A 14367-nucleotide genomic window follows, 5' to 3' on the forward strand; every position below is an offset into this window, starting at 1 on the left:
CAATGCAAAAAAATGTTGCATAGCAGCGCTACGGAAGATTTTTTTAAAGCAGTTATGACTTAAAAACATTTTTTTATCGGACTGTTTTATAGATCTAATTGGTATAACAGGCAGATTTTTATTGGGATACTGTAGTATTGCAAAAAAATCTAACGAAGTAGGCAGCCGTTTATCTGTTTAGCGTGGAAGTTATTCTTTTTCATTGTTATTTAACTACACAATTTATTGATTTCAAGCGATCTGACAAAGATTTTTAATCGACCTCAGGTTCCTAATTAAATTGTTAGTTCAATTGTTGATATCATTATACTAAATGCTCGTTTCTGCTCGTTCTCACTATAGCCAATTTGATATATTTGACCATCTAAAACAAAGTTCAAACAATGCGTATACGCAAATTAATTCCATTTCTGCTCGCCTGTGTTTTTTCTACGGCAGTAGCACAAAAAACAGCCATCTTTACGCACAATCGCGCCGATTTTGATAAGGCAATTCAACTGTATCAAGCAGGGCAATATCAAAGCGCATCGATTTTATTCGATAACATTTATCAAGCGTTGCCGGAAGCCGATCGCCAATCGGATCTCGCTGCCGACTGTGCTTATTACGCAGCTATTTCTGCGGTAAAGTTGCAGCAACCAGGCGCCGATGCTAAGATTTTAAAATTCTTAAAAGAGTTTCCAACCAGCAGCAAGCACAACGAAGCGTACACTGAAGTGGCGCACTATTACTTCAATGCCGGCAACTACGAACAAGCTTTGGAATGGTTTGATAAAGTTGATGAAGGTACGCTAAGCGCCGACGATTCGGAGCGTTTTTCGTTCCAAAAGGGCTATTGTTATTTTGTTACTAAGAATAAAAAAGAAGCACAAAAGTACTTTAATCGCGTAGCAAATTCGAAAACGTACGGCAAGCAAGCCAAGTATTATTTGGGTTTTATCGCCTACGAATCAGAAGATTACAAAGAAGCTACCCGACAATTCGAGCAAGTTGGCGACGATGAGCGCTACAAAGAAAAAATGTCGTATTTCCAAGCAGATATGAATTTCAAGCAAGGGAAGTTTGAAAAAGCCATTGAAGAAGGCAATCGCGCAATGGCGAAATCGACAGCCGGAGAAAAGTCGGAATTGAATAAAATTATCGGCGAAAGCTACTTTAACTTGAAGAAATATCAAGAAGCAATTCCGTATTTATCGGCGTACAAAGGCAAGAAAGGCAAATGGTCGAATACCGATTATTACATGTTGGGATACGCGTACTACCAGCAAAAAGACTACGAAAATGCGATTGGTCAGTTTAATAAAATCATCAATGGAAACGATTTTGTGAGTCAGAATGCCTACTACCATTTAGGCGAAAGTTATTTGAAAACCGACAAGAAGCAACAGGCTTTAAACGCTTTTAAGAACGCTTCGGAAATGGAATTTGATTTGAAAATTCAAGAAGATGCGTATTTGAATTATGCGAAATTGAGTTATGAAATTGGCAATTCGTACCAACCGATTCCAGATGTATTAGCTGGTTTTTTGCAGAAGTATCCCTCAAATCCGAACAAACCTGAAATTGAAACCTTGTTGATTAATTCGTTTATCACTTCGAAAAATTATAAGGACGCTTTGGAGTTATTGGAACGAAACAAAAGCTTTGCCAACAAACAAGCTTACCAAAAAGTGACGTTTTACCGCGGATTGGAATTGTACACCGACGGCGATTATCAGGAAGCTTTGGCAATGTTTGAAAAGTCGGTTAACGAACCGCGCGACGCGAAATTTACAGCACGTGCCACATTTTGGAAAGGAGAAACACAATACGTGCTCGATCGTTTCAACGAAAGTTTGTTGAGTTTTAGAGAATTTCAGTCGCTTTCAGCAGCTAAAGAAACGCCGGAGTTCAAGAATTTAGATTACAACTTAGGCTATGCGTATTTTAAGTTGAAAGAATACGAACAAGCCGGAACCTATTTTGAGCAATTTACCGCTAAAGGCAACACCGATAAGGTGCGTTTAAACGATGCGTATTTGCGCTTGGGCGACAGCCGATTTGTGTTGGCGAAGTATTGGCCGGCGATGGATGCCTACAACAAAGCCATTGATTTAAAAGGCGTTGATGCTGATTACGCCGCTTTTCAAAAAGCCATTAGCTACGGATTTGTTTCTAAAAACGATCGTAAAATCGAAGACTTGAACAAGTTTGTATCGACATATCCGAAGTCGCAATACCGCGACGATGCCTTGTACGAGCTTGGAAATACGTATCTAACCGAGAACAAAACCGAACAAGCTGTAGCGACATACGACAAATTGCTAGCCGATTACAAAGACGGAACCTACTCCGCCAAAGCCGTTCTAAAACAAGGATTGGTGTACTACAATGCCGATAAAGATAATTTGGCATTGGTGAAGTTTAAGAAAGTTGCCGCCGATTATCCGAGTACTTCGGAAGCTTTGGAAGCCGTTAGTACAGCCCGAATTATTTATTTGGATTCAGGAAGAATTGATGAGTACGCAGCTTGGGTAAAAACCTTGAGTTTTGTGGAAGTTACCGATGCCGAATTGGATAACGATACCTACGCTGCCGCGGAAAAGCAATATTTGCAAGGAAACAACAAACAAGCCATTTCGGGTTTTACCAGCTATTTGGCGAAATTCCCGAACGGAATTAGTGCTTTGAAAGCGAATTTTTATTTGGGGCAGTTGTACTACGCCGACAAATTGGAGCAAAATGCCATTCCGAATTATGAGTATGTGATCGATCAACCTAAAAATGAGTTTACCGAACAAGCTTTGGTTCGTTTATCGGAAACGTATTTGAAAGCAGAGCAGTATGAAAAAGCAGTTCCTGTTTTGGAGAAGTTAAAAGACGCTGCCGATTATCCGCAGAACAAAACTTTTGCGCAAGCAAATTTAATGAAAAGCTACTACAATTTGAAGGATTATCCGAAAGCAGTTAGCGCAGCTGAATTGGTGCTTCAAAATCCAAAAATTGAAGATAAAGTAAAAGCCGATGCACAAATTATCATTGCTCGTGCCGCGTTCCAAAGTGGCGATGAGGTAAAAGCCAAAGCGGCTTATGCCAAATTGCAAACAATTGCCAAAGGCGAATTAGCAGCCGAAGCGTTGTACTACGATGTGTATTTCAAAAATAAAGAAGGCAAGTTTGAAGATTCGAACAAAGCGGTTCAAAAACTTACCAAAGATTACAGCGGCTATCGCTATTACGGTGCGAAAGCACTGGTGGTTATGGCGAAGAATTTCTACGGATTGAAAGACAGTTTTAACGCCACGTACATTCTTGAAAATGTAGTTAAGAATTTCACAGAATTTGAAGATGTAACTGCTGAAGCAAAAGCAGAATTAGAGAAAATTACGGCAGAAGAAGCTAAAACGAACTCATCTGTAAAAGAATAAGAACCATGCAAAAACAATTGATATATATAGCCGTATTCGCTGGATTTACCACTGCAGTTTCGGCACAAAAAGACGATAAAGATTTAGGAACCGAAGTGGTGAATGTGGTAAAACCATACACGCCGACACTTTCAGATGCATTTAAAGTGAAAGAAGTTCCGGTGATCGACGACGAGGAAACGCGTGCTAAAGAAACGATTACGTACAGTATTTTTTCGTTTCCGGTAGCTTCAACATTCGCGCCGGCTAAAGGAAAAGCCGCAGGTGTGGAAGCCGAAGAAGCCGAAAAAACCTATAAGAATTACGCTGCCTTAGGATTTGGAAATTACGCGGCTGTAAACGGCGAATTGTATATTACCGAAAACGTAGGTGAAACGGGTTTTGTTTCCGGGAATTTATCGCATGTTTCGCAGAATGCCGATATTAAAGACACGGAACTCGACAGTAAATTTATGGATACCCGTTTTGGCGTTTTATACGGAAATACCGCCGAAACGTTTGATTATAAGGTCGACCTTGGATTTAGAAACCAACGATACAATTGGTACGGTTTACCCGATTTTTTCGGAACGAGTTTAACAGAAACCCAACGTGAAACATTGATCAGTAGTATCGATCCGTTGCAAACGTACAATGAGTTTGAATTGGGTGGAAATTTGAAAACGTCGTCGGGTATTTTTAATCGTGGCGATGTACGATTTACACGCTTTTGGGACGCCTTTGGCAGTGCCGAGAACCGCTTTGTTTTTAAACCGGAGTTGAGCTTTGATGTAGCAGGCGTGCAATTAAATACCGCTTTTAAAGTAGATTATTTGTCGGCTACGTTTGAAAATGCCTTTCCGTCGGAATTTCCAGTTACGGTTGCTCTGGGAAGCAATGAAAATGCAAATGTGATTTTAAATGCTTGGCCTTCGATTAAGTTTGCCAAAGACGATTTTAATGTGGATTTAGGTGTTGGAATTACGTATTTAGCTGAATCGAAAAACAGATTGTCGGGTTTAGATTTTGAAACTAAATCGCGATTTTTCTTGTTTCCAAAAATCCGTGCGAGTTACCGAATTGTTGGCGATTTAATGATTGCTTACGCAGGTGCAGAAGGCGAATTGCGTCAGAATTCGTACCGAGATTTAGTGAATTTGAATCCGTTTTTATCACCGACTTTAAGTTTGCGACCCACAGAAAATCCGCTTAATTTTTACGGAGGTTTGAAAGGAAAGTTAGCTAGTACGGTAAGCTTTAACGTGCGCGGATCGTATAGTGTTGAGGATAATCGGCCGTTTTTTGTAGCCAATTCGTATGACGTGATGCAAGGAAACGAACCGTATTTGTACGGAAATTCATTTTCGGTTGCGTATGATAAATTGAAAACTCTTTCGTTTTATGGTGAATTAAACGCCGATTTGTCGGAAGCGGTTCGTTTTGGTATCAACGGAACTTTTGCAACGTACAATACCGATACACTCGACGAAGCATATAATTTACCGGAAATTCAGTTGGCTGGAACGATCGATTTTAAATTCTCGTCGAAATGGTCGGGTGGAAGTAAGGTATTTTTTGTTGGAGAACGTACCGACATTCAAGCCGATCCGGAGTTTATTAGCATAGGTGATGAGAAGAAAACGCTCGACTCGTTTTTTGATGTAAATGCCTATTTGAAATACGACCACAACAAACAATTAGGTGCCTTTTTGCGATTGAACAACATTGCTAATCAGAGTTACCAGCGTTGGTTAAATCATCCGGTTACGGGCTTTCAGGTGTTGTTAGGTGCCACGTACAAGTTCGATTTTTAATTCGAATGTCGATTAAAAAGCAGTATCAGGATTACCACTTGCAGTTGTTGCAAGATAAGATGGACGCGTTTTCGGACATGATTCAAGCGTTGGCAGCTGGCGAGCAAACAGATGCAAAAAGCAGTGCAGGCGACAAGCACGAAACCGCGGTATCGATGGCGCAATTGGAGCAAGAACGCATCAACAAACAACTTGCTTTGTTGCAGCAGCAGTATTTGCGTTTGAAAGCCATAGACGCCACAGCTGTGCACCAACGTGTAGGTTTGGGAAGTTTAGTGTTCCTAAATTCGTTTAAGATTTTTATGGGTGTTTCGTTGCCAAAAACTGAAGTACAAGGCCATCAAATAATTGGAATTTCTCCGGAAACACCTATTGGCGAAGCGGTTTTAGGAAAGCAAGCTGGTGATACTTTTTCTGTAAATGGCGTATCGTATCGAATTCTCGAATTGTATTAAATATGTGATTTTCGGTAACGATTTTCCGCAAGAGCGATTTCTTTCAGACAGTTCGGCTAAAGCCTCGTGTGGCGCGGAAATGAACAACTTAATAACGTGAGTTCGACGTAAAAATCTTTGTTAGAACGCTTCAAGTAAGACATTTTTATTGTTTGGGAAGAATTTCCACGAAGTATTTTATAGCTAACCATTTAAACAGTCATTTACTTCGTTATATTTTTTTGAGATACCTCGGTATCCCAAAGAAATACGCCTTGTAACCAACTATTTAAATGACTTCTAACTTCGATTTTTACATCGAACTCACGTTAAAAAAGCCAGTGACGGTTTGGGTGTGGTGGCGATTTCATGAGCCGACGCAGCCACTACCGGAACGGCTTTTTTTGTTGAGAATTGGAGCAAAAGCGCGACCTGCCGCGGTAAGTACTTCCACTAAACAGCGGCAGGGCTTGCCCAAAAATAAAGCCTCAGCTATTTTGCGTAGTGCGATTTTTGGCGGTGAAAATCAAGATTAAACCGATGACAACGCAGGGAATACTAAGCCATTGACCGGTAGAAAGAATCGGGTTTTCGCCTTCGAAACCGCCCTGACTTTCTTTCACAAATTCGACGATAAAACGCACCGTGAACAAGAAAACGAGAAAGATACCGAGCAACAAACCGGGTTTATTGCGGGCGTCGGTTTTCCAGTAAGCGTAATAAAGTGTGAGGAAAACAAAGATGTAACCAAACGCTTCGTAGAGTTGCGACGGGTGGCGAAAAGGAATTTGATCGAGAATGGGTTGAAACTTGGGGTCGGTTGCCACAGCGTTAAAAGCTTCTTTTACTGAACTTTTTTGCGTGAGTTCCAGCGGATTTTTATCGGACCAAAATTCGTCGTCTTTTACAAAACGAATTGCGTAAAAGTGGCTGCCGGAAGTTGGATGTCCGTAGATTTCGCTGTTAAAGAAATTTCCGAGACGAACGAAAATGGCTCCAGAAGCTACGGCAATTACGATGCGATCGAGAATCCACAAAACGGGTCGTTTGATAACTTTTTTACTGTAGAAAAACATGGCAATAACGATGGCGATTGCCGCACCGTGACTGGCCAGACCGCTGAATCCAGTAAATTCGAACGGATCAAAACGGAAGGGAAGAAAAATTTCGAGCGGCTTGTGTTTGTACACGTCCCAGTCGTAAAAAAACACATGTCCGAGACGTGCGCCCACGAGCGTAGCAATGGCAGTCCAAACAAACAGCGAATCGAGATTTTCAATGCTTTCGCCTTCGCGGATAAAGATTTTTTTAGTGAGGTAATATCCGAGAGAGAAGGCAACTACAAACATCAGGCTGTAGTAACGAATCATAAAAAATCCGAGGTCGATTCCTTCGGACGGATTCCAGGTAATTCCGAGTGTGGTCATATTTTTTATTTTGGTGGTGGAACGGGATCGTAGCCCGATTTTCCCCAGGGATGGCAAGAGCTGATGCGCTTGAGTCCGAGGATAAGGCCGCGAATCGGTCCGTGAATTTTTAGCGATTGAATCATATAATGTGAGCAGCTAGGTTCAAAGCGGCAGGACGCGGGAAACCAAGGCGAAATGAGCACTTGATAGATGCGAACCGGCAGGATTAGTATTTGAACCAGCAGTTTCACTAATATTTATAAGTAGTTCCGTCTTTTCCGTCTTTGAGTTCGATACCGAGTTGCAACAAATTGTCGCGCAGCTCGTCGGATAACTTCCAGTTTTTATCGGCACGCGCCTGATTGCGTTGAGCGATGAGTAAATCGATTAACTGCGGAATGAGTTCGTCTTTGGCAGCAGATTTTGATTCGAGTTCGATACCTAAAATATCCTCGATAAAAGCGTGAATATAGGTTTTGAATTCGCGTAGGTCGGCAGCGGTAAGCGTTGTTTTTTGTTCGGCCAAGCTGTTAATCACTTTTACGGCTTCGAACAAATTAGCGATAAGAATAGGCGTGTTGAAATCGTCGTCCATGGCTTGCAAGCCTTGTTCGATCCACGATTTAACGTCGAAAGTACTAACGTTAGCGGCTTCGATTTTGTCTAAAGTGGCAACTGCTTCGACTAAGCGGTTAAAACCTTTTTCGGCTGCGAGTATCGCTTCGTCGGAAAAATCAAGTATGCTGCGGTAATGTGCTTGGAGCATGAAAAATCGAACAACTGCCGCAGAAAAAGCTTTGCTGAGAATGTTGTTATCTCCACTCAGGATTTCGCCGGGCAGGATACTGTTTCCGGTAGATTTTGCCATTTTCTTACCGTTGAGCGTAAGGAGGTTGGCGTGCATCCAATATTTTACCGGAGCGTGATTTTTAGCAGCTTCGTTTTGGGCGATTTCGCATTCGTGGTGTGGGAATTTTAAATCCATTCCGCCACCGTGAATGTCGAATTGCGTTCCGAGATATTTGGTGCTCATTGCGGTACACTCGAGGTGCCAGCCCGGAAACCCGTCGCCCCACGGTGAAGGCCAACGCATGATGTGTTCGGGTTCGGCTTTTTTCCACAAAGCAAAATCCACGGCATTTTTTTTGTCGTCTTGCCCATCGAGATCTCGTGAATTTGAGATCATGTCTTCTAGATTTCTTCCGCTGAGAATACCGTAAGGTTTTGACTCATTGTATTTTAAAACATCGAAATACACGGAACCATTGCTTACGTACGCGAGACCGTTGTCGAGAATTTCTTGAACAATTTGAATTTGTTCGATGATATGTCCGGTTGCCGTAGGTTCGATACTTGGCGGCAAGAAATTGAATTTAGAGAGAATGGTGTGGAAGTCGACCGTATATTTCTGTACGATTTCCATAGGTTCGAGTTGTTCGAGTCGGGCGCGTTTAGCGATTTTATCTTCGCCGTCGTCGACATCATCGACAATGTGTCCGACATCGGTAATGTTTCGGACGTAGCGAACTTTATATCCGAGGAATTTCAGGTAGCGGAAGATGACATCGAACGACATGAATGTGCGCACGTTTCCGAGGTGAACGTTGCTGTAGACGGTTGGTCCGCAGACGTACATGCCGACGTGATTTTCGTGAATGGGTTCGAATACTTCCTTCTGACCGGTAAGTGAGTTGTAGATTTTAAGATGATGAATTCTCGTCATGGCACATAAATAAAAAAACCTGTCCAAAAATAGTTATTTGGACAGGTTTATTGGGTATTTTTTTCAATTAAAACTTGGTTTCTAAAGAGATGTAGTTGAGAAATTCTTTTCTCATGGCTTCTTCTTTGAAACGTCCGCCGAATTCTGAGGTTACGGTGCTTGATTCGATGTCGCGTATTCCGCGTGAGTTCACACAAAGGTGTTTTGCATCGATTACGCAGGCCACGTCGTCGGTACCGAGCGCGAGTTGCAATTCTTGAACGATTTGCATGGTAAGGCGTTCTTGTACTTGTGGGCGTTTTGCGTAGAAATCGACGATGCGGTTCATTTTCGACAAACCAATTACGCGGCCGTTAGAGATGTAGGCAACGTGTGCGCGACCGATTATTGGTAGCAAGTGGTGTTCGCAGGTAGAGTAAACAGTGATGTTTTTTTCTACGAGCATTTCGCCGTACTTGTAGTTGTTTTCGAAAGTTGAAGCGCTCGGACGCTTTTCTGGATTTAAACCGCCGAAGAGCTCTTTTACAAACATTTTGGCTACTCGGTTTGGAGTACCTTTAATGCTGTCGTCGGTTAAATCCATTCCTAAAGTGTGGAGGATATTAGCAACATCTTTCTTTATTGATTCTATTTTTTCTTCATCCGATATTTCAAAAGCGTCTATTCGAACCGGATTTTGTGCACTTGTTGCGATGTGATTCTCGCCTATTTCGTCAATCATTGTTGTATCTGGCTTTCTTTGAAAGGTTAGGAGGGTTCAAAGTAAAAGCGTTGCAAAGATAAGGGATTTCGCGGATTTGTATTTTGACGATTCTTAAATAAATCCCAAAAGTTATGCTGTTAAAAAAGTATAAAATCTCAGTAATTTTTGTACATTTCGCTCCTTAAAATTGATTTTGAAATGAAATTCACACTACGTCTAGTGATTTCTCTGTTACTTGTTGCGAAAATGTCAAACGCGCAAAATTTGTTGACAAATGGCGATTTCGAGGCAGGGACAAACAATACCGGTTTCAATGTTAATGGCGCTGGTTATAATTTTTTAAGTCCGCCATACTCGGGTAATACCTCTTCTGGCGACTATGCTTTTGTGTCGGATCCGAATATTTTAAATACCAATTTTTTCTTATCGGGTGGCGATCATACAACAGGCACAGGTTTGATGATGGTTATCGATGGGAATGCAACTGGAGGTGCTCAAAAATTTTGGCGAGCTGGTACTAATGGTAGTGGTGTGTGTGGATTGAATACTAGTCTAGTTTATGAGTTTAGCTTTTGGGCAAAGTCTGTTGGAAATAATATAGTAGATGATTCCGGTCGCGCCGATATTCGGATACAGTGGACTAATGCTATTAACGTGCAGTTTGTTTCGCCTGCTTCGACGCTAGTTCCTTTGCCAGCGGAAGGATGGCAAAAGTTTACCTATCGTTTTCAGCCTACAAACGCTTGTGTTTTCATTGAATTGTATAATGAAAATACCGCTTTTGTTGGAAACGATTTTGCAGTGGATGATTTCTCGGTGCGAGCATTGTTGACAGCCACGATTTCTCCAAACCAGACTGTTTGTGTAGGGTCATCACCGGCGCAAGTAGTATTTACAGGTGCTAATGGGGTTGCTCCATATACATTTACTTATACTGTGAATGGTGGTTCATCGCAAACAGTAACAACACCAGATACCTCCGATAGTGTAGTTATAGAAATTCCTACTACTGGTTCCGGTACATTTCAAGTGAGTATTCAATCAGTTGCAAATGGTTCGTTTTCTACGAATGCCAATCAGAGCTCGATAGTCGATGTGTTGCAAATTCCAAGTGCCACAATTACAGGTCCTTTAACTCCTCAGTGTCCCTCTTCACCGTTTCAACTAACATTTACAGGAACACCAGGAGCTACGGTGACATATACAAAGGGTACAACTACAAACTCTGTGATATTAGCTGCAAATGGAACTGGTAGTGCGACAGAGATGATTTCTGAAAACACTACTTTCTCTATTACTAATGTGCAAACTGGGCCATGTTTTTCGGCAGGAAATAGCAGTCTTCAGGTTGAAGTTTTAACAGCAGATTTAAGTATTGCAAACCCGCAAATTCAAGCTTGTATCAACAATACAGTCAATATTATTGTTAACGGAGAGCCAAATTCTATTGTAAATTATTTCACTTCTTTGAATCCGACAGTTAATTTAACCGCTACTATCGGAAGCACTGGTTCGGTTCAAATTCCAGTTGTATTTACCGGTAATTGTGTCTATACGTTTACGTCTATAGTTGTTGATGGCTGTACTTATGTAAAAAACATTCAAGCTACTATAGAAATTCCAAACTTAGAAGTTTCAATTGATGGTCCTGATACCGCAGTTTGTCCTGGCGACAACTTTGTATTAAACTTTCAAGGTAACCCGGGTGCTACTGTTCGTTTTACGAACGGAATTAATACCTTCCAAGTTGTACTAAACAATAATGGATTAGCGACTAGTGTGCGACAAAGCGATACAACAACAAATTTTTCGCTGGTGGATATTTCCTTAGGAAGTTGTGGTACAGAACCTGCTACTGGTAATCATGTTGTTGTTGTTTCACCAATTAATGCTCAATTCCAAAACGATGAAATTTTCGTGTGTCCAAACGGATCAGGTACCGTTGTTGTTGAAGGTACACCCAACGCAACAGTCACATATACTGTTTCCACGGCTCCAACAGTCCCCGTTACTTTAACTTTAAATGGAGCAGGACAGGCTCAAATCACTCAGAATTTTTCAGCCAATACTAGCTTTACCTTAGTTAGTGTTAGCGATGGTAGTTGCACCAAAGAGCTGGATGAAACGGCTATTGTAAGGGTTCTAGCCAATACAAGCGTAACTATTACTCCACCACCAGGATCGCTATGTCCTGGGGAGTCATACGATGTTGTACTTAACGGTCCACCGGGTGCTACGATAACGCTAACTTCTTCAAGCTCAACAGCTCCAATTTCAGTTACGCTCAACGCGGAAGGTACAGGGTCGGTTAGCCCGATCATATTTGCTACGACAACATTTACTTTACAAAATATTTCATTTGGGCCTTGTGCATCAGCCTTGACAGGTTCTGCGACGGTTCTGGTATTGCCTCCGTCTGCAACCCGTTGCTTAGGAGCCCCAGAAAATGAGGTTGAAATAAGAAACATGACGCCAATTTGCCAGGTAGGGGAATGCACAAACTTAACGGCAACATATTATGCTGTTGCTCCAACAACCACTTATGTTTCTCAGCCAATTCCGTTTCAGCAATTGAATTCTTTTACTGGAGGTACCATTTTGCAGGCAAATCAAGATGATGTTTGGTCACCGGTCTTTAATTTGCCTTTTAATTTTAATTTTTATGGGGTAAATTATAATCAACTCATAATCGGATCAAATGGAGTAATCAGTTTTGATACTTCAGATGCTGGAGGTTTCTGCCCGTGGGCATTTAATCAAACCGTACCACCAACTGGTAACCCTGCATTTCCAATACTAAACGCAATTTATGGTGTCTATCAAGACACAGATATCAATCAGCCTCCTGTCACAAATCCCGCTATACAAAACGTAAACTACTACGTTCAAGGTACAGCTCCTAATAGGGTTTTTGTTGCCAATTTTAATCAATTACCACTCTATCAATGCGGTACTACTTTTGGTGAAATGACCTCACAAATCGTATTGTATGAAACAACTAATATCATCGACGTTATTATCAAGAATAGACAAGGCGATTGTGGATGGAATGGAGGAAACGGCATCGTTGGAGTTCAAAATGCAACGGGTACTGCAGCAAATATCGCCTATCAAACAGGCAACTGGGATGCTGTCAACCAAGCTGTACGTTTTTATCCAACGACCAATACTGGAAATGATTTAGTTACGGTTCAATGGACAGATCAATTTGGAACTAATTTAGGTACAACTGATAACATCGTTGTATGTCCAACGCAAAATACTACATACAACGTTACTATTACAACCACACGACAAGATAACACTGTAATTAATGCAACTGACTCTTACACAGTTCAGATTGAACCACCGGTAAATGTGGCGGCTGTTCCTGAAAATGTTTTTAATTGTGATGTAGTTACAGGAACTTCGATAATCTTCGATATTGATCAAATTGCTGAAATCAGTGGTGGCGATCCAAATATAGAAGTTAATTTTTTTGAGACTCGTCAGGACGCGCAGGATTTTGCAAATCCAATCCCTTTTAATCAACTTTCTAATTATAGCGTTGCAGTAACTGATCTTCCGAAAGAGTTATGGGTTTCAATCACAGATTTCAGCTCAACAAGCGGGTGCTATAATTATTTGCCTTTCGTACTCGATAATTTCTCCGCCCAAGGAACAATATCCTATACAGGCGGTACAGGGCCAAATCAAAATACGTTTTGCGCGTCGGGAGGCTCGACAGTTTCACCGAGTTTGTCGCCAGACTTGCTAGTTGGTGGAATTTATTCCGTGTCACCAAGCACAGGATTAGCGTTTGACCCTTTTACTGGCGTGGTTAATGCCGCAGACCCTACTAATGTCGCGGGAACTTATCAGATTACATATACAGTCACGGTTGGAGACTGTCCGCCTTACACAACACCGCCAGCCGAATTTATTCTTGACGCATGTTGTGTGTCAAATCCTGGAGCAGATTTTGCAGTTTGTAGCGGAAACCCAATAAATCTATCTATGGAAGATTTAGGTCCAACTGCAACTTATTCGTGGACCGGTCCAAATGGATTTACAGCCAATACTAGACAAGTTACAATTTCAAATTTAACCGCATCAGGTGATTACACATTCACAGCAAATTCTACTGTACAGAGTGTCGCCTGCGATTCCGATACTATCACAGTTACTGTGCTTCCAGCGGCAACTGCCTCTATTGTAACTACTTCTTTTGGAACTTGTACAGGTTCGTCACCGCAAGTACAGTTTTCGGGAACTTCAGGTGGAACAGTAACTTATCAAATTAATGGCGGAATTGCACAAACAGCTACATTAAGTACCGACGCCTCTGGAACTGGTACAGCTACTATTACAGTAAATAATATTACAACAGATACAACTATTGAACTTGTATCCGTATCTACCTCTAGTTCACCGGTTTGTTCTCAGAACTTTATTCCCGCACAGGCAATAACAATAACTGTTGGTTTGCCAACGGCAGTTTTAGTTACGACCTCTGCTGCTGTTTGTCCGACGGGCAATGCGCAATTGGAAGTTTCAGGAACACCCGGATCGACCGTCAATTATACTGTTGTTAACGCAGCAGGAAACACTGCAGCCACCGTTAATTTAGATCCCGCAAGCGGCTTAGGAACTATTGATCTTACTAATTTAACTTCTACTACTACCGTAGAATTAGTTTCGGTAAGCTCTGGAACTACCCCGCCTTGTACGGCCACGATCAGCGGACAATCAGCTGTTGTAACTGTAAATCCGATTCCGGTTGTTACGCAGTTTACGTCCAGCAATAACAATGTTTGTGCAGGCGATCCGTTTAACTTACTAATTTCGGGTACTGCCAACGCTACGGTTACACTTTCGGATGGTACTTCTTCAACTCCTGTACTTTTGGATGCAGCAGG

Annotated in this window: 7 protein-coding genes and 1 pseudogene; 4 read left to right on the top strand and 4 right to left on the bottom strand. The window is 41.6% G+C overall.

The genetic code is table 11. The annotated features are described in order from the left end of the window. The first annotated feature begins 383 nt into the window (after positions 1-383). The 3 genes from Q0064_RS12330 to Q0064_RS12340 are packed head-to-tail and all read left to right on the top strand — an operon-like array spanning position 384 to position 5655. Positions 384-3407 carry a tetratricopeptide repeat protein gene (locus tag Q0064_RS12330; RefSeq protein ID WP_298148519.1) on the top strand — a complete coding sequence of 1008 codons (3024 nt, stop codon included), beginning with the start codon at positions 384-386 and terminating at the stop codon, positions 3405-3407. Positions 3408-3412: 5 nt separating this feature from the next. Beyond that, complete coding sequence (locus tag Q0064_RS12335; protein WP_298148520.1) at positions 3413-5200, top strand: TonB-dependent receptor; 1788 nt, start codon at positions 3413-3415, stop codon at positions 5198-5200. A gap of 5 nt (positions 5201-5205) precedes the next feature. Further along, complete coding sequence (locus tag Q0064_RS12340; protein ID WP_298148521.1) at positions 5206-5655, top strand: hypothetical protein; 450 nt, start codon at positions 5206-5208, stop codon at positions 5653-5655. Between the two features lie 467 nt (positions 5656-6122). Here Q0064_RS12340 and lgt read toward each other — a convergent pair whose 3' ends face one another. From lgt to folE, 4 genes are all read right to left on the bottom strand, one after another. Continuing rightward, positions 6123-7061 carry a prolipoprotein diacylglyceryl transferase gene (gene lgt, locus Q0064_RS12345; RefSeq protein ID WP_298148522.1) on the bottom strand — a complete coding sequence of 313 codons (939 nt, stop codon included), beginning with the start codon at positions 7059-7061 and terminating at the stop codon, positions 6123-6125. A gap of 5 nt (positions 7062-7066) precedes the next feature. Then, a complete protein-coding gene (gene yidD, locus Q0064_RS12350; RefSeq protein ID WP_366095245.1) occupies positions 7067-7294 on the bottom strand; it encodes a membrane protein insertion efficiency factor YidD in 228 nt (75 codons plus the stop codon). Beyond that, on the bottom strand, positions 7294-8766 hold the full coding sequence (gene cysS, locus Q0064_RS12355) for a cysteine--tRNA ligase (protein ID WP_298148523.1): 1473 nt from the start codon (positions 8764-8766) through the stop codon (positions 7294-7296). Before cysS ends, yidD begins: the two co-directional genes overlap by 1 nt. A 67-nt stretch (positions 8767-8833) precedes the next feature. Beyond that, positions 8834-9487, bottom strand: coding sequence for a GTP cyclohydrolase I FolE (gene folE, locus Q0064_RS12360; RefSeq protein ID WP_298148524.1), 654 nt, complete (start codon positions 9485-9487; stop codon positions 8834-8836). A 180-nt stretch (positions 9488-9667) separates the two neighbouring features. Here folE and Q0064_RS12365 point away from each other — a divergent pair. After that, positions 9668-14367, top strand: a pseudogene (locus Q0064_RS12365) (hypothetical protein); the annotation flags it as partial.

The organism is Flavobacterium sp. (genome assembly GCF_027490375.1).
GTDB lineage: Bacteria > Bacteroidota > Bacteroidia > Flavobacteriales > Flavobacteriaceae > Flavobacterium.